We start from the raw sequence: 16,859 nt of genomic DNA, 5'->3' as shown, positions 1-16,859 counted from the left end.
CGGCCGCTCCGCCAAGCTGTCCCCTCAACCGCTGTCGCCCATCGCGCCGCTGGCCGGTGCCGTCCCGGGGCGCCAATGACCGGAACCTGGCGTGCAGGTTTGACCCCTGGGCCGGACGGCACCCTTGCTGGTCAGCCAGCGGATGGTGGCGGCAGGTAGCCGAGTTGCAGCGCTGCGCCGTGTACGGCCTGGCGCCAGGTGAGGTCAGCGTGGGCGTCGTACAGCCTGTGGGCCTGCTGGACCAGCTCCTGGGGCCGGTCGCCCAGCTGCCGGGCAGCCGCCTCCACCGCTTCGGCTCGGGTCAGGTCGGGAGACCCTTCGTAGAGGAGCTCAGCCCGCTCGGCAATCTCGTCGGCCAGAACGCGCTGCGTGGGTGTCAGGTCGCGCGTCCCTTTGCGGAACTGGGGCTGGTCGGGGGTCGAATCGTCTGTCACAGCGCTCACGTTTCCAGCGCACGTGCCTCCGCGACCGCCGGTTGGACTGGATTTGCGCCACATCTCGTATGGCACCGCCGGTCTCGGACTGCACCGGGACTGGGGCCGCTCACGACCGGCAGTACGTGCCGACGGGGTGCCCGGACAGGGCACCGTCGGTGACCCGAACAGCGGGCGCGCGTTGGATCCGGTGTGTCTCAGACTGCATCCACCTTCACCAGGGCCGATGTCGCCTCGGCCCTCCCGCCCCAACGCACCCCGTATCTCCTGACCCCAGCCCAAGGCGAGGCAGCTCGTACCCTGCTGAGCTACGTACTCGAGCTGCCCTTGCCGGGCCCCGACACCCAGCTCCTCGCCGTGGTGGTGGCCATCCGCGCCGCGCGCGGCGGAGTCGCCAACCTCACGGGTACCGACCTTGCCGCCCTCCGACTGGGCGACCCGGCCGCCGCCGTAGCCGCGCTCCGTACGCTCGGCTGGCAGATCGACCCCGCCCTCCTCGATGGCGACCCCGCAGTCCCGGTATCCGTGTCAGTCCCCGACCTCGGGCGCGGGGCGGACCGCCCGCTGCCGTTCGGGAAGCTCATGCGCACCCGCGTCTCCGGCTGGACCATGCGGACCCTGAACGCGAAGCCGGTCAAGAAGCTGCCGCCCGCCGCACGGCTTGCCGCCCTGCTGCTTGCGGCGCACAGCACGGCCGAGCGGCTCGGCCAGGTCCCGGCCAGCTTCCCGGGCGCCTGCCGAGCTGCCATGGCGGATCTCGAGAGCAAGGGATTCATCGTCGACGTGACCGGAGACCGCTTCCGACTGGCCACCCAGGTCGGCCACCTCGCGGGCATGCGACCTCTCACGGAGGACGAGCGCGCGATGCTGCCTCCCGACGCCCTGACCGAACCGCAGAAGCCCGTCAGCTCCCGGTTTCACATCGAGGACCACGACTGGAGCCGATGGAAGGACTCCGTCACGCCCGCGCTGCGCCGCCACGTCGAGGCCGTCGAAAATTGCCCCCTGTGCTCACTGGCACGAGACCGGGTCGCGCAGGCCTTCCTCCTTCCCCCGTGTCCGCCGCCGCGCCTGTACCCCAGGACCATGGAGGCCTACGGCCCTTGGAAGGCGGCCCATCCCGATCGCGGTCCCCAGGCGGCCGCGTTCACCGTGTCGTTCCGGGAGAAGCACGGCCACGGGCCGTCGTTCCATCAGCTGCGGGAAGGTCTGGGCTGGGAGCTGCCGCGCGGGCTACAGGTCTTCGTTGTCCGGCGTCTGCTGGCGAACCAGTGGCTCACCAGCACCGGGCAGGTGCCGTGGACGCTGCGCCCTGGGCCGGCGGCTGAGGCGCAGGGCATTGCGCTGCCCTCTGTGAGGGGCCAGGTGCAGTTCAGTCACCGCTGACCGCCTTCGCGCCGACAGGCCGGTCCGGGGCTCTGGCGGTGGGTTCTCGGGCCGGGCCCCGCAGGCCCCGTGGGGGCGCTACCGTCATCTGTAGAGGGCCCGGCCCGGGCCGGGTAAGCCGACAGGGAGAGGGTGGTGGAGGGGATGAGCGCCCAGGCCGCCGAACACGGTGGAGGCAGCCGCTTCGGTCTACCGCCGATGGACACCGTCCAGGAACTTCGGGCCGCGCTGCGGGCTGGCCACGGATTCCCCGGCGACGCCGAGCGCCTGGACGGCGAGCTCGCTGCCCAGCTGCTTACCCGAGTGCAGGTCGACGAGGTCGCCGCAGTCGACGAGCTGGGCACGGTAGTCGACTTGGCCACCGTCGCGGAGATCGTCGCGGCCTACCGCGGTCGGGTGCTGCTCGCCGCCGACCGGGACGCAGTCGAGGCGGTCGACCAGGTGGTGACCGACATGCTGGCCCGGCGGGGAGCCGAGTGAACCACCCGGTGTTGATTGCCACGTTGGATGAGCACGGCCAGGGCTGGATTTGCCGTTCAGCGTGATGATGAGCGGTTCGCCGTTCATGCCCAGGGTGCCGGGCGGCACCGTGACCATCCCCGGGCCCGGTAGCTGGTTGCTGCTGGTCGGTCGCCGATCGGCGGGGAAGACCGGTCGTGCCGGTCGTCTTCACGGTGCCGTTCCGGTGACTTCCGGCGCCGATCTTGTGCGTCGGCCCGGCAGTACGGCAGCGTGCAACACGAGTTCCCCCTTCCCGGCGGCCGGTGTCGACGGGGACGCTGGCCGGATGAGGCAGGTGAGCAGGCGTGATCTGGGTGCTGGACCCGGTGGCGGCCAGGCGCGCACTGTCCGCGCGCCTGCTGCGCTGCCCCGGCTGCGGCGAGCGTCTGCGCCCCTGGGGCCGCGCCCGGGTTCGGCGGGTCCGGGACACGGACGGGGTGGTCGAGCTGGCGCCCGACCGGGCCCGGTGCACGGGCTGCGCGGCCACGCACGTGCTGATGGCGGCCACCGTCGTGCCCCGGAGCGGCTATGGCGCCCGGATCGTGGCGGCGGCTCTGCTCGCCGCAGCCGGCGGAGTCGGGCATCGGAGGATCGCGGCCGACCTGGCGCTCCCGGTCGGGACCGCCAGGGACTGGTGCCGGCGCGCCCACCGCGGTGCCGCCACGCTGACCGCGAGCGTCGCCCGGATCGCCCAGCAGCTCGGTGCCGCCGTCCGCCCCGAGGACGCCCCTATGCCGACCGCGCTCGCCGAGGCCCTGAACGTGGCAGGCGCCGTCGCCGCGGCCCTGGCCGACGTGCTGGAGGCCGCCGCACGACCGCAGGCCACCGTGGGTGCCAGCGGCGTCGGCTACCTGCGCGAGCTCGCCACCGCGCACCTCCACGGCCTGGCACGCCACCTCCGGCTGGCTGCCATCCCCGCCGACGCGGCGGATGCCGCCACCCCGCTGGGCCTGCTGACCGTCGTCACCGGAGGCCTTCTGCCTGCCCCAGCACGCTGACCACTGCCCTGGCGCACTCTCGCACGTTCCGAACCAGGATTTGCCGGAGCTCTGACCCACCGATCACCGCCATGCGCGGCACGCTGAGCATCCCAATGACACGATGAAGATCAAACTCATGGCGAGCGCCCGAAATGTCCGCGCTTCCGTGCTCATCGTAAGTGGCAACACCATCACCATCCTGAGTGGCACTCAACACCCGGACGGCCGGGACGGCGAGGTGGTTGCGGTCGTCACCGATCGCGCCGCCCAGCGGGCCAAGGAACTCCACGCCGAGGACGTGCTGGAAGGCCTGCGCCGCGAACTGGCGCACCAGCCCCGACTAGGCCAGCTCATCCGCACTGTCACTGAGGGCGGACAGCAGGTCGAGCTCTACTCAACCCGGATCGAGGGCGACGTCGCCGCCGGTCGCCCGGCCATCAACGCGGTGCACGCCTACTCCCCCGCACCGCCCTGGCCGCCGACCGTGCGGATCGCAGCCCTCGTCCCCGAGGACCCGCCGCGCCCCGAGCTCTAGCCGGCCATCCGCCTCATGCCGCTGGCAGAGACCGAACCCCTGGGCACCATGGCAGCGGACGGCGGGATCGGGCTTCGGCAGTCCGTACCGGTAGCGGATCAGGGGCCGGCCGCGCTCGGGGGTCCACGGCCGGCCCACTTTCACCAGCGTCTCCCGTGAGGGGAGGAAGCGCGCATCAGGTGCGCTGCTCGGGCCACGCAGGATCGATCTATCGGCCCAACCGCCCATCACCTCGGACCTCCTGGCGCCGACCAGTGCCGCATACCGACGGTATACGGCGACTGGTCGGCGTCCTCGTGGCGGCAGCATGCGGGTCAGTTCAGTGTCCGGGTGCTGCCGGGGTGTCCGGCCATTCCCGCCCGCAGCCGCGCCACTGTTCCGCACGTCCCCACCGGGGTCTTCGGCCGGGTTGGGTGCGGCGCCTTTGTGCGCTGCGGGCCGGGACCGTCCCGCCCCGCTGTGCCGGAAGCTCTCGCAAATCAGGCGGTTCGGCTGGTGTGGTCGAGGCGGTCGTACGTGTAGAAGAACAAGTCGTTCACGTACTCGCGGAACAGCTGCGGGTTGGCACAGCACACGTCGGCCAGCGAGGGCTTCCCGTCGCTGGTCGTCGGGTACCTTCCCTGATCGCCTTTCGGGTCGCGGCGGTGCAGGTCTCGGATGAACTCGACGAGCAGCTGTTGGCGGGAGCCGCCAGCGAGCAGGTCGTCGCCCTTTTCCTCGAGCGCCGTCAGCAGCTTCCCCAGGTCGTGACCGTGCCTCTGCCCCGGCCCAAGGAGGGTCTTCAGCGCGAGCTCGGCCAACTGCCTGACAAGGAAGAACGCTGGCTGCGGAGTCCCGAGGTCGATCAGGGCGGTGGCCCCCTCGAAGAACTCGCGGAGCGTCTCCTCGGATGCGTCCGAGCAGTGGGTGCGGGACAGGCAGAGCGCGTCGGGCCACTCGTGCTCGGTGTCCATGGCGCCGAACGGGCTCGTATAGGTCATGCCCGACATTCTGGATCGCTGTACGTCGGGAGCGGAGCGGTTTTCGCAGCAGCGGGCGCCAGCCTGCGGAGATCCGGCTGTGGTGTCGCAGTCGCACCCTGCGGCGGGCTGCGACTGCGACACCGGGGACGCCCGTCGCAGTCGCACCTCAGCGGTGCGCAGGTCGGCTCGGTCTTGAGGTGCGACTGCTACTGCGCCCCGCGCGAGGCCACGTCACAGGGGCCCGGCTGGATCCCGTATACCGACGGCATGCGCGACCGGTCGTGGCCCGGATCGCGGCAGGTCTGGCCGACCTGCCGGTGCAACTGCTACAGGGGACGGCACCTGACACTGGCCCCGTCGGTCCCATATACCGACGGTATACAGGGGGTCGTTCGAGTCTCACGGTCGCACGTTCACGTAGAAGTGCGCCGTGGTGGGGCCGGGGTCGGGCAACCCTCGCAGCCATGCCTTCGGCGCCCAGGCTTGCAGCAGCGGACTGCGCCTGTGCCCTGCGGTCGCTCGATCAGGACGCTCGGCCCGCAGCAATGCCGCCAGCTGCGACTGCGACCTCCCGATGAGCAGCTCAGTGCTGCGACCGGGGCCGACCTGGCCGCTGTACTGTGCGAGCCGCTCGATATGCCGCGACCGGATCGTGCGACGGTCCGGGGACCGGCTGCCACCCGCCGGCCAGGCCGACTGCGAATGGGTACCAGCGGCCGTCCGGGCCGAGTCGCAGTTGCACCCCGGCGCTCTCGTTGGTGATCCGGTTGCCGCTTGCCTGCAGCGCGCCGCGGGCAGTCGGCTGCGCGGAGATGATGGCAGCCTCCGCGCGCTCGACCGTTTCGTCGGCGGCCGCCCATGGCGCCGCCGCGACTCGGATGCCGACCGGACCGCCGTGCCGGTACGCCAGGACCAGCGAGCGCACCTCGGCGGGACTGCGGCCCAGCCGGGTGGCGACGGTCTCCAGCCGTGACGCCCCTGCCGGCGTCGCGAGGTGACGGACGGCGTCCTCGAGGGCGTCCAGCTCCTCGACCGCTTCGCCCTGCAGGAGGCCCTTCGCGTACTCGGCTGCGGCGGAGATCATGCTGGCGATGCCGGGGCTCACCTCCGGCGGTGCCGCCGGCAGCCGGTACCTCGGGGTCGGCACGGCCGAGTCCAACGGTACGGAGGCAAGCTGGCCAGCCGTCGCCTGCCACAGGCTGTAGGCGTCGTCGGCACGCACCGCGCCGCTGCCGACCGGCGGCAGGGCAGGTGCAGGCGGAGGTGTGTCACCGGAGGCCGGCCCGGGGGTGTAGCTCAAGGCGGTGCGGAGCTTGGCCGCGAGCCGTCCCAGGGAACAGCCGCGGATCGCGAGCAGGGCGGAGGGCTGGGTTCGCAGGCGGCTCACCAGGGCGTGGGCGAGGATGGCGGCGTGCTCGCACAGTCGGCCTTCGGGATGGAGGCCGGTGGGAGGGTGCGCGGTGCACTCGAAGCCGATGTTCGCGGGGACGACTGCGTGGCCCGCAGTGTTCTCGGGGTCGAGAAGGTCGGGGTGGACCCGGCCGGACATGAGGGCGGCCAGGGCGTCGGGCCGGGTGACGAGGACGCGACCTGCTTCGTCCCACTGCTCTTCCGTCAAGAACCCCAGGTAGAGGGAAGTGCGGGCCCGGGTGGAGTCCGGCGCTGAGACGGTGGCACGGACACGGGCGGTCACCGTGGTGTTGAGCTGGCCGGTGTAGGCGGTGTGGGGGAGCGCCCGGGTGGCGTCGAGGAGCTCGCGCCGCCTCCCGGCGGACGCGTCGACGGCCTGCATGAGGGCGTCGGCGAACAGGTCGCCGGTGGCCGGGGCCACGGTGGTGTCGGTGGTCATCAGCCCTGTCCTCCGAGGGTCACGAGTGCGGTCAGGTCCATCTCGTCCATGTCGGCGAAGGCGTTCTCCCCAGCGGGGAGGACCGCGTCGGCGAGGGTGCCCTTGTGGGTGACGACCTTCTCGATCCGTTCCTCGACGGTGCCCCGGGCCACCAGGTAGCGGACGTGAACGGTCCGGGTCTGGCCGATCCGGAACGCGCGGTCGCTCGCCTGGTCGCGGGCGGTGCTCGTCCAGGGGGAGTCGAAGTGGATGACCTCGGTTGCGGCCGTCAGCGTCAGCCCGGTGCCGCCGGCCCGGACCGACAGCACCAGCACGGGCAGGAGGCCGGACTGGAAGTCCTCGACCATGCGCGTGCGGGCCTTCGGCGGAGTCGATCCCTGGAAGAACTCCGCCCGGTGCCCGGCGGCGCTCAGACATGCCGCCAGCAGGTTCCCGATCGGCAGGTAGTTGACGCAGACGATGACCTGCTCGCCGACGGCGCGGGCCTCGGCGACCAAATCCAGCAGCACGTCCAGCTTCGCCGACCGCGAGCGGGCCACCGGCAGGTTGGCCGCCACGTCCTCCACCTGCTCGCCCAGGTAGAGCGCCGGGTCGTTGACGATCTTCCTCAGGTCCTGCAGAAGCGCCAGCACCCGTCCCTGGCGGGCCGCCCGCGGCCGGCTCCGCAGATCCTCCACCGTCTCCCGCACCAAGGCCTCGTACAGTGCCGCCTGCTCCGTGCTCAACGCGACCGGGTGCAGCGCCTGCACCTTGGCCGGCAGATCCGGAGCGATCTCGGGGTCCGTCTTGAGGCGCCTCAGCACGAACGGGCCGCAGATCCTCTTCAACAGGTGCGCCGCCTCGCCGTCGGCATCCCGCGCCGTGTGCCGGCCGATCCGCGCCCGGAACGCCTTGCGGCTACCGAGCAGGCCCGGGTTCAACCAGTCCTGGAGCGCCCACATCTCCTCGCTGCGGTTCTCCACCGGCGTCCCGGTCACCCCGAGCCGGGCATCAGCCAGCAGCGCACGGATCGCAACCGACGCCTGGCTGGTCCCCGAGTTGATCGTGTGGGCCTCATCGGCAACGACCAGGTCCCAGCGGTACCGACCGAGCTGCTCACCGTCGCGCACCAAGGTGCCGTACGTGGTGACCACCAACGTGCCCGCCGACAGGTCCGCAGGCAGCGACCGCCCCTGGCCGTGGTAGCGCAGCACCCGCAGCGACGGCGCGAACGCTGCGGCCTGCTGCTCCCAGACATCCAGCAGCGAGGTGGGGCAGACCACCAGGACCGGACGCGAGGTGGCCTGCTGCCGGTGCAGCACCGCGGCCAGCGTGACCAGGGTCTTGCCCAGACCCATGTCGTCGGCCAGGAGAGGGCTCAGGTGCAGACCGAAGAGCTGGACCAGCCACTGGAACCCGCGCTGCTGGTAAGGGCGCAGCGTGGCCGTCAGTCCCGGCGGGGGAGGGACGGCCGGGCTGGCGGTGTCGCCCGACTGCAGCGCGGTGACGATGGAGGCCAGGCCGCCGGACGGGCGGCACGCCACGAGGGTCCCGTCGACGAGCAGCGAGCCGGCCAGGGCCGAGGTCAGGGCTTCGCGGGTGGGCAGCTGTCCCAGGCGCCGGTGTCGGGCACGGGCGAGCAGTAGAGGGTTGGCGAGGATCCAGCGGTCCCGTAGGCGGATCAGGGGGCGGGCCGCCTCCGCCAGCTCGTCCATCTCCGCCTCCGTCAGATCGGAGCCGTCGATGGTGAGCTGCCAGCGCCAGTCCAGCATCGCCTCCATCGTCAGGCCGCGGCCGTCGGCGGCCGCCGAACCCGATCCGACGATGGTGTAGGAGCCAAGTGCGTCGGCCAGCTCCGGCGGCCAGCGCAGGTGAATCCCGGCATCCTCCAACTGCTCGCCGACTGCGCCGAGCAGCTCGGCGGCCTCGCTGACGCTGAGCTCGAGGATCTCCGGCACCGCGGCCTGGGCCAGGCGGATCAGCGGCGGCCAGGCGGCCGCGCCGCGGCGCAGGACCCGCCGCGCACCGCGGCCCTGCACGAGCGTGCCGGGCGCGGAATCGTCGCGCACCGAGAGCCGGGCGAGCAGAACGGGCTCGCCGTCGCGCTGCACTGGACCGCCCGGCCCCGGCGCCTGGACGGCCAGCACCAGCTCCGGCTCGGGCCGCGGATCGAGGTCCCGCTCCACCTCGTCGGCCCACCGCTGGACCTCCGGGCTCTGCAGATGGGCCGCGGAGGCGAAGGCACCGTCGCCATGGAGGAGGGCGGCACCAGGGCCGCGCACCAGAATCTCGATCAGGCCCTCGAGCACGGACTCCGCGGCTGGCAGCGCGGGGTGGATGCGCAGCGGGCCGGTCGCGGCGGTCGCGGCGTGGGCGAAGGGTGGCAGCGCGGCCGCTGCCCGGCGCAGCTCGGCGTCCAGGGCGGCGCTGGGCGCGGGTCGCCAGGCGTCGCGGCCCGTGGCGTCGATCGACGGGATGACCGCGCCGGCGGCCACCACCTGGAGGGCCAGGCGCACCACGCCGCTCCAGCCGACGACTGCCGGATGTGCTGAGGGGGACGGTGCGGTCAGGAACGGCAGCAGCGCCGGCAGGGGCGCGGCCCATGCCTGCACGCTGGTCCGCCACGGCTTGCCGGTCGGCCCCAGGAGGACGACGTCGGCCACGGCGGGGTCCAGCGGAGCGGGCGGGAGGTCACCGTGCACGGGGGAGCCGTCGGCGCGGTACACGAGCAGCCGGCCGGGGAACGACGGGTGGAACAGCACCGCACACCCGTCGGCCAGGGCCCAGCCAATGGCGTCTCGACTGGTTGCCCACTCTGGCGGAGAGGTCGCCGACCCGGCCCGAGGAGCGGGGACTCCCGACGCCACACTCCCCGGCGCGGGCGCGGCTGGCACAGCCACCTCGGCGACGGGGACCGCAGACTCGGGATCCAGGTACGCAGTCCGAAGGCGCCCCAGCAACCGGGTCACGGCCGCCGTCTTCGCGTCCTTCTTCGTGCCCGCGCTCGCGACGGCTTCCACCACCCGGCCGTCCATGAGCGTCCGAACCCGGCAGCGGTGCCTCCCCTGCACGGTGTCCACGTCGTACACCGGCGTGGAAGCGAGCCCCGCCACCACGATCCCGTTCAGGGTCACCAGCGGGTTGGTCCCGGCCGGGCGCTGCAGCGCCTTCGGCAGTTCTTCGAGCCGCTGGTCCCCTGCGTGCGGATCGCGTGCTCCCGCGATCACCGCCAGAAGAGAGGTGACGGCACGGTCCTGCGCCGTCTTCTTCGTGTTGGCCCGTTGGGGCCGACCGCTGACCGGCCCGCTGTCGGTGGCCATGGACGCGGCGACCTCGAACTCCAAGCGGTGCGCGGGGCCGGTGCGCTGCTCGCTGAATTCGACGGCAGGCCCGCCGGTCTGCTGCCGGAGCAGGTTCATGATGTGCGCGGCCAGGCCCGGGACCTCGTAGGTGTTGCGCAGTGCCAGCTCCTTGGCGCTCTGCCACTGGGGTCCGCCTTGAGTCAGGATGACCAGCCAGTCTCTGGGCGACACCCGCCCGGCGGCCGCACGGTCCTCCAACTCCTCCAGCAGGTCCGGCTCCGGCGCGGCTGAGGCCGCGAGTCCCCGAAGCGCGTTGGAGAACTGGTCGCGGCCCATGTCGGTCCACCGGCTCACCGCCAGCGGGCCGCGGGGGATCGCGTCCGCGATCCGCTTCGGCGCCTGATCGGGCACCGGCTGCTGCTCACGGGCGGGCAGGTCCATCTCGGCGAGCTGAGCGAGCAGCGCCAGCATCGCCTGCTGCCGCGTGCCCTTCCGGTTCGGCCCATGCCTCATGGGGCCCTCCACAGTGCCGTCCGGGAGGTCGACCGCGGCCCGGCAGTAGAAGCCGCTGGGCCCCGGTCCCTCCTCGAGAGCCCGTGCCGGGGGCATCATCACCAACTGGGTGTGCGTGGCCAAGACCGCCGACGCGAACTCCGGCCGGCCTGTCAGCCACCGCAGGACGGCCTCCCGTGCCGCCTGCCATGCCCTGTCGCTCGTGCACAGCAGCAGAGCCTGTGCGTCCCGAATCGGCACTCTCCCGGCCTCGGCCCGCCGGACGGCCTCCTGCACCATCGCGACGTCTCGGAGGCCGGTCTCCATACTCTTCTGCAATGCCGCCGAGAATGCCTTCTCGGGCATCGCCTCCCACCTACTCGCACCCGGCAGATCTAGAGACGAGACCTTCGCAGCCGGGTGGGGAACAGAGTGTCGGGAGTCGACCGGCACAGCACACTCCAAGGGCTGGGCGAACAGTGGTACACGGCATTCTCCCGCCCGGGACTGTCACGAGGACCTCATCGCGCCCCCCACGCCGCTCGTGGCGGGCAGTGCGTGATAGGTCGTCAATGGCGGAATGTGGCAAATCCCCACAAGGTGGACTCCGAGCTGAAGCAGGGGCCACGCGGGCTGCCGTCCTGCGCACGCCACCCGGCCGGTATACCGACGGTATACGGGCCGTGAGGGGCGCGATTCCGACGTGGCGGCTCGGTGCCCGAACTGCTGTGGCTTCCACCACGGCGTAGCCGAGTGCAGGCTCGCCGAGGGTGATTGCCGAGCAATCACCCTTCTCGGAAGGAGGACACGGTGGCGACAGTGTCTCGGGGGAGGACTCGCCTGACAGAATGTGGGGCGCCGATTCGGGCCTGGCCGTGTACCCCCGGTGCGCGTTCCCTCCGGCACGTCGACCCCTCAGGCCCGGTTCTCCGGCGGGGCGTCCGGCAGCGGCCCGTCGGGGTGATTGCGCGGCAATCACCTCCCCGGCTGTCGGAGTGCCGTTCCGCGACAGCTAAGCTCAGCGACCGAGACCCGCAGACCCCCCGGAGACACCCATGGCAAGCAACCCGCGAGGTCTCGGCTCCCGAGACCTCGGAGCGGCCCGTCAGCAGGCGGCCCAGACCCGGATCATCCAGAACCCGCCCTCGAGCGCAGAGCTGAGCGAACTCCTGCCCAGCCCCGAGAACGGTCGCGACGTCCAGCAGGAGAAGCTCGACCCGCGGGCATGGCAGAAGGTTGTCGACCTGGCCGAGGCCTTCAAGGTCGACGGTGTCAGCACCGCGCTCACCGTGGTGCCGGCTGAGGTGTACATCAAGCACTACCCGCAGCACACGGACCACGTTCGGGAGTCCGGTCGCCCCTACGTCGTGATTCACGGGCACCGCCGCCTGGCCGCCGCGCACGTCGCGGGCCTGACCTCCGTGCCGATCCTCCTGAAGATGCAGGTCGTCAGTATTCGCATCGCGGCGATTCAGGAGAACTCCCTCCGGGAGCCCCTGGACCCGATTGCCGAAGGCATCCAGTACCGGGAGGCGATGCAGGAGGAAAAGCTGTCGCAGCGAGAGTTGGCGAGCCGGCTCGGGAACGTCTCGCAGACTACGGTGTCCCACCGCATCGCCATCCTCGACACGATCCCCGAAGTTCAGGCGAAGATCCTCGACGAGCACTACACCCCGGGAACCGGCATTGGCGTCTCCTTCGCCGCGAAGAACCTGGCCCGCGTCCGGCCGTCTCTCCAGAAGCAGTTCGTCGACGGCGTCCTGCAGCCCTTTGACATCGTCGCGCTGAGCAACGCGGTGGCGGATGTGCAGGAGAAGGCGGAGAAGGGCCACCTCGACCTGCGCTTCGTGATCGACCACCTGTCGAAGCTCCGGCGGGACCTGCAGGAGCTGTTCCTCGAGGGCAGCATCGACGAGGCTGGCGTGGTCGAGCTGAGTCGATCCCTTCCCAAGGAGCAGAGGTGGCCGCTGCCTGCAGCCGTTGCCGCGGATCTTCCCGAGGCCGAGGTGATTGCCGAGCAATCACCTGCTGGCGCGACCGGTCGCGAACTTGCCGAGGTTCCCACCCCGCGTACAGAGGCCCTTCTCGAGCAGGCCCCCTCAGAGGTGATTGCCGAGCAATCAGCACCGCCGGCCTCTGCGGCGAACAACGTCGCAGCTGGCCCCGCCACGTCGGCCGCCTCGGTGATTGCCGAGCAATCAACCGCCGCCGTTCCGGCCCCCGTGGCCCCGGTTGCCGTCATCGACAAGCCGACGCCTGTGCCTGCCGCGGAGAAGCGCATCATCCTCGTCGAGTCCGCGAGCGCCGAGGAGATCGCGCAGGCGTTGATTGACAATCTCACGCCTGAGGTGCTCGCCGCCGTCCGCGAGTACCTTGCCTGATTGAGTGACAGATCCGGCGTGGTGTTCCATTGCCGGAGGAGCCGCTGTAGCGTGCCCTCGTACTGGAGGGCACGCTGTCCCCACCTCCCTGTGACCCCTGTCTTCCCGGGGCCGTTTTCTCTGCCGCGCGTGCGGCCCACCCTGACCACATCCAGGACCCGACGCGAAGCACCACCGTGATTGCTCGGCAATCACTCCCTATCCAGGAGCGCCCATGCCGCCCACGCTGCCTTCCACTCGCGTCCTCGCCTTCACGAACCAGTCCGGCGGTGCGGGGAAGTCGACAGGAGCAGTCACTGTCGGCGCATGGTTGGCCAAGTACAAGCTCAAGGTCCTGGTCGTCGACCTCGACGCGCAGTGCGACGCTGCTGCGGCGCTCGGCTACGACCAGCCCGACCTGCTGGACAACCAGCCGACGCTCTATGACCTCCTGATCGGCGTCAAGGGCGTCACCGTCCAGGACGCCATTGTCCCGGCCATGGCTGGGCCGGTAGAGGACCCGGCCTCCAAGACGATCGACGGCCTGGACCTGCTCCTGCCTTCCGTTGAGCTTGAGTCCGTCGAGCAGTTGCTGACCGGCCGCCTGATCGGCCGAGAGATGTGGCTCCGCGAGACCCTTGCCCCGGTCCTCGACGACTACGACGTCGTTCTGCTGGACTGCCCCGGTAACCTCGGGCTCGTGGTCGTCAATGCCCTTGTACTGGCCACCGAGGTCGTCGCCTGCGTCAAGCCGGGCTGGAAGGAACTGCGCGCGCTTACGCGGATCGAGCAGACCATCGACCGCGTGAACGAGTCGTTCGGGCCGAACGGCGCGGCGCCCCAGTTCGCGTGGATCCTCATGTCCGACGCGCCGACCAAGCGGACCGCCGGCGTCGTCTACGCGGAGGCGCAGGAGCAGGCTCGTAAGGCGTACGGAGACATCGTCCTGCCCGCCGTCCGCAGGTCCACTCGGGTGCCCGAGTCCTATGCCGCGCAGCAGGCACTGCCCTTCTTCGACCTGACCGCCGAGGTGACAGCGGACTACGCTGCGGTGGTGAAGGCGATGGGCTTCCGCCGCCAGAAGTGATTGCTCGGCAATCACCCCACCAGCCGCTTCACCGCCGGCGCCATGGACCTGACCCGGTCAGCTGTCCTCTGCCACTAAAACGGAGATTGACCCGGTGACGGCAGGCCGGGCCCGTCGCAGTGAAGCCGCTCAGGCTGGCGAGAAGCGGCAGCCCGGCTCGCAGCACGGCCCTCGCTCGGACAAGCAGGCTGCGACGGTGGCGGCCTTTCGCACGACCCAGGTGCGACCGGGGCTGTGCAACTGCGAATCCAGGGTGCAGTGCTGCGACTGCTACAGCGGCCCTCTTCGCAGGCTGCTCAGCATCAATTCGAACACTTCGCAGTAGGACAAGTGCCCCATAGCGGTTGATCTCAGGCGCAGTGCCGCTGATGTCCCGTGCGCACCACCGAGGCCCCATGAAATGGTGGACCGGCTCAGCCATCGGGAGGACAGCTTGACCAGGCCCACGATCAACCGCGGCCACAAGGCGCTCATCTTCGTCGTCATCATCGGCGTCATCGCGATCGCCGGCATCGGCTTCGCCGGCTCGTACAAGGCGGTCTGGGCCCTCGCCGATCAAGAAGGCTTCGGTTGGTTCGCCCGGTGGCTGCCCATCGGCGTCGACGCGGGCATCGTCGTCCTGTACGCCTTCGAGCTGCTGCTGACCTGGCTCCGCATGCCCTTCCCGCTGCTGCGCCAGACCGCGTGGGTGCTGACCGTCGCCACCATCGTGATGAACAGCGCCACCGCCTGGGGTCGGCCGCTCGCGATGGGGATGCACGCGGTCGTCCCGGTGCTGTTCATCATCGTTGTCGAGGCAGCACGGCACGCGGTCGCCCGCTGGGCCAGCCTGGCGGCCGGCAAGCCCGTCCGGGAGGGCTTCACCCTCGGACGTTGGGCGAACTCCCCGTTCGGAACCTTCGCGATGTGGCGCCGCAAGCACATCTGGGGCATCAACTCCAACGAGGAGCTCATCGGCCTGGAGAAGCGCCGCAAGATCCTCATCCGGCTGCTGAAGAAGAAGTACGGCTGGCGTTGGCGCAAGCAGGCCTCCGAGCTGGCCCAGCTGCTGCTGAGCATGTCCCAGTTCGGGGAAGGTGATCCCCGCCTTTATGACGACGCTCTGGCCGAACTCGGGGTGTCCCTCCGTCCTCGCGAGGTCGAATCTGCTCACCGTGCGCCCCTGGCCGAGGCGCACCAGGTAGAGATGATCCAGCCTGTTGCAATCCCCTCGAGCCGGCCAGCCGTCGAGGCTGGTTCCTCTCCGTCGGGAGAGCCGGCCCCGTCCTCGGAGAGTGCGATAGAGAGTTCCGGGTTCAGGCAGGAAGCGCTGGACGCTGACGCCGAGACGGCGCTTCCCCCCAGCAGCCCGCGCCCGAACCCGGTTGTGCCCGTACCTGCGGTCTCGGCGGTCACTGCGACCGCCGAGACCGCAGGGCCGGCTGACGGTCCGGCCGTGCAGCCTGTTGTCGCGGTCGCCGCGCCGGTCCGCTCTGTGGTCGGGTTTGCGGAGGCCCAGTCCGACCTGCTGGATGAGCTGGAGGCTGCCCCGGATGCGGCCGCCGATCCGATCGGCTCCATCGAGGTGAACCTGGACACCGCCCGCGCGAAGGTCCTCTACGGCTACTACGTGGCCTACGTCGAGCGGTGGGGCAACCACCCGACGAAGGAGCAGTTCGTCCAGTGGGCCTTCGACGAGTACGGCGAGGTCGGCCAGGACAACGGCCCGCTGAAGACCGACAGCGTGAAGCGGTACTGGAAGAAGCTGACGGACGCCTACCGGAGCCAGTACGAGACGCCCCAGTCCGATCTCCTGCAGATGGCCAGTGCCGGTAGCTGACACCACGTCGCAGAGAGGCAAACACGCTGATGCCCCCACAGCTGTGGGGGCATCAGCATTTCCGGACGTGGGGTCTCGGGGGTCGGCCGACGAGCTCGTGGCACAGAACCCTCGAAATCGGCCAAACTGGCATGAATGGGGCAAAAGTCGAGCCACAGAAAGGGGCCACAGGCGGCCGAACTCGCAGGTCCCGGTGTGACCGGATCGCGCAGACCATGATCGGCGCCTGAAGGCCCCATAGAAGCGATTTCGCCAGGCTGTTGCGCGAATCCGGACCCGAACAAGCACTCTCGGACACCTCAACAGCACCCCGCCCCGGAGCAATGCCCCATGCCGACCCCGCCCAGAAATGCCGAACGCAATCCGAGGTGGCCGACCCCTAGGAGAACGCAACCGAGGCCAGGAGCGACCCCGCGATCAGCGCCGGCCCCACCGCGACCTTCGTCCCCTTGAGCGGCCTGCGCTGAGCCACCAACACCACACCGAGCTGCACGACAGCCAGTGCCCATGCGGTCAGTCCGCCGAGCACACCGACACCCGTTCCGCGGGCGACTGCGACGCCCCCCGCCACCGCGAGCCCCAGGCCCGTGACGGCGAGCACCGGCCGGAGCGCCCGCCGGGCCGGCCGGCGCACGACTACGAGACCGACCAGCACCAGCAACGGCGCGAGGAAGACGCTCATCAGGAGCCCGGCCGCCACCGCCTGCCAGCTCGACCAGGCCAACAGCGCCCCGAGCGCGGGGCTCAACTTGAGGTCCCCGAACGCCACCGCGCCAGCGAGCACCGCGACGAAGAACAGCGTCCCGACGGCGGCCGCGCCCGCGAGGGCCCGGCCCACGACGACCCAGGGCTGCCCCGCGATCGTGGCACCGCCCAGCAGCAACGCCACGCCGGCCGCAGCAGCCGCGGTGAGATGGTCCGGAAGGCGCCGCACCGCGGCATCAATCAGGACCAACGCGGCCCCGACGAAGGCAAACCACAACTGCGCGGCCATCAGCCAACCACCGGCGCCGCCGACGACCACCAACCCAAAGACCAACCCGGTCAGCACCTCGGCAGCTCCCGGTGGAGCACCGACCCGCTCCCCGCACGCACCGCAGCGGCCTCGAGCCAGAGCCGTCGCCCAACCAGCGGCACCGCCCAGAACCCGACTGCCGCAGGACGCACACACCG

Annotated in this window: 12 protein-coding genes; 7 read left to right on the top strand and 5 right to left on the bottom strand. The window is 70.9% G+C overall.

All coding sequences use genetic code 11. The annotated features are described in order from the left end of the window. Positions 1 to 131: 131 nt before the first annotated feature. The gene (locus IE98_RS0126085) at positions 132 to 443 is read right to left on the bottom strand and encodes a hypothetical protein (protein ID WP_159401063.1); all 312 of its coding nucleotides are present in this window, start codon (positions 441 to 443) and stop codon (positions 132 to 134) included. A 183-nt stretch (positions 444 to 626) separates the two neighbouring features. Here IE98_RS0126085 and IE98_RS0126080 point away from each other — a divergent pair, with 183 nt between their 5' ends. The 4 genes from IE98_RS0126080 (at position 627) to IE98_RS0126065 (ending at position 3,836) form a co-directional block, all read left to right on the top strand. After that, on the top strand, positions 627 to 1,820 hold the full coding sequence (locus IE98_RS0126080) for a hypothetical protein (RefSeq protein WP_052390984.1): 1,194 nt from the start codon (positions 627 to 629) through the stop codon (positions 1,818 to 1,820). Positions 1,821 to 1,955: 135 nt separating this feature from the next. Continuing rightward, positions 1,956 to 2,300 carry a hypothetical protein gene (locus IE98_RS0126075; RefSeq protein WP_420706221.1) on the top strand — a complete coding sequence of 115 codons (345 nt, stop codon included), beginning with the start codon at positions 1,956 to 1,958 and terminating at the stop codon, positions 2,298 to 2,300. A 326-nt stretch (positions 2,301 to 2,626) separates the two neighbouring features. Then, positions 2,627 to 3,319: a DUF6431 domain-containing protein gene (locus tag IE98_RS45060; RefSeq protein ID WP_052390982.1), complete on the top strand. Its 693-nt coding sequence runs from the start codon at positions 2,627 to 2,629 to the stop codon at positions 3,317 to 3,319. A gap of 103 nt (positions 3,320 to 3,422) precedes the next feature. Further along, positions 3,423 to 3,836 (top strand): hypothetical protein, encoded by a 414-nt coding sequence (locus tag IE98_RS0126065; protein WP_030272947.1) that lies wholly within the window; start codon positions 3,423 to 3,425, stop codon positions 3,834 to 3,836. 479 nt (positions 3,837 to 4,315) lie between these two features. Here the strand turns inward: IE98_RS0126065 and IE98_RS0126060 are convergent, their stop codons facing one another. The 3 genes from IE98_RS0126060 to IE98_RS0126050 all read right to left on the bottom strand — a co-directional run bounded on the left by IE98_RS0126060 (position 4,316) and on the right by IE98_RS0126050 (position 10,441). Then, the gene (locus IE98_RS0126060; protein ID WP_159401062.1) at positions 4,316 to 4,816 is read right to left on the bottom strand and encodes a hypothetical protein; all 501 of its coding nucleotides are present in this window, start codon (positions 4,814 to 4,816) and stop codon (positions 4,316 to 4,318) included. 565 nt (positions 4,817 to 5,381) lie between these two features. Beyond that, the gene (locus IE98_RS0126055) at positions 5,382 to 6,647 is read right to left on the bottom strand and encodes a hypothetical protein (protein ID WP_030272943.1); all 1,266 of its coding nucleotides are present in this window, start codon (positions 6,645 to 6,647) and stop codon (positions 5,382 to 5,384) included. Further along, the gene (locus tag IE98_RS0126050; RefSeq protein ID WP_159401061.1) at positions 6,647 to 10,441 is read right to left on the bottom strand and encodes a DEAD/DEAH box helicase; all 3,795 of its coding nucleotides are present in this window, start codon (positions 10,439 to 10,441) and stop codon (positions 6,647 to 6,649) included. Before IE98_RS0126050 ends, IE98_RS0126055 begins: the two co-directional genes overlap by 1 nt. Before the next feature lie 1,034 nt (positions 10,442 to 11,475). On the opposite strand from IE98_RS0126050, the gene IE98_RS0126045 reads away from it, so the two are divergent. The 3 genes from IE98_RS0126045 (at position 11,476) to IE98_RS0126035 (ending at position 15,686) form a co-directional block, all read left to right on the top strand. Then, positions 11,476 to 12,801, top strand: coding sequence for a ParB/RepB/Spo0J family partition protein (locus IE98_RS0126045; RefSeq protein ID WP_030272940.1), 1,326 nt, complete (start codon positions 11,476 to 11,478; stop codon positions 12,799 to 12,801). Between the two features lie 214 nt (positions 12,802 to 13,015). Beyond that, entirely contained in the window at positions 13,016 to 13,867 is an 852-nt protein-coding gene (locus IE98_RS45055) for a ParA family protein (RefSeq protein WP_052390980.1), read from the top strand. Positions 13,868 to 14,267: 400 nt separating this feature from the next. Continuing rightward, a complete protein-coding gene (locus tag IE98_RS0126035) occupies positions 14,268 to 15,686 on the top strand; it encodes a DUF2637 domain-containing protein (RefSeq protein WP_052390979.1) in 1,419 nt (472 codons plus the stop codon). Positions 15,687 to 16,065: 379 nt separating this feature from the next. Here IE98_RS0126035 and IE98_RS45050 read toward each other — a convergent pair whose 3' ends face one another. Further along, positions 16,066 to 16,737 (bottom strand): prepilin peptidase, encoded by a 672-nt coding sequence (locus IE98_RS45050; protein ID WP_052390978.1) that lies wholly within the window; start codon positions 16,735 to 16,737, stop codon positions 16,066 to 16,068. Between the last annotated feature and the right edge of the window lie 122 nt (positions 16,738 to 16,859).

It is taken from the genome of Streptomyces sp. NRRL B-24484 (genome assembly GCF_000717715.1).
Lineage (GTDB): Bacteria > Actinomycetota > Actinomycetes > Streptomycetales > Streptomycetaceae > Kitasatospora.
This window is presented reverse-complemented; position numbering and strand designations above follow the sequence as displayed.

Coding starts and splice junctions, on each gene's coding strand:
- IE98_RS0126065 (WP_030272947.1), top strand. CDS start 3,423: ATGAAGATCAAACTCATGGCGAGCGCCCGAAATGTCCGCGCTTCCGTG.
- IE98_RS0126060 (WP_159401062.1), bottom strand. CDS start 4,816: ATGACCTATACGAGCCCGTTCGGCGCCATGGACACCGAGCACGAGTGG.
- IE98_RS0126055 (WP_030272943.1), bottom strand. CDS start 6,647: ATGACCACCGACACCACCGTGGCCCCGGCCACCGGCGACCTGTTCGCC.
- IE98_RS0126050 (WP_159401061.1), bottom strand. CDS start 10,441: ATGAGGCATGGGCCGAACCGGAAGGGCACGCGGCAGCAGGCGATGCTG.
- IE98_RS0126045 (WP_030272940.1), top strand. CDS start 11,476: ATGGCAAGCAACCCGCGAGGTCTCGGCTCCCGAGACCTCGGAGCGGCC.
- IE98_RS45055 (WP_052390980.1), top strand. CDS start 13,016: ATGCCGCCCACGCTGCCTTCCACTCGCGTCCTCGCCTTCACGAACCAG.
- IE98_RS0126035 (WP_052390979.1), top strand. CDS start 14,268: ATGGTGGACCGGCTCAGCCATCGGGAGGACAGCTTGACCAGGCCCACG.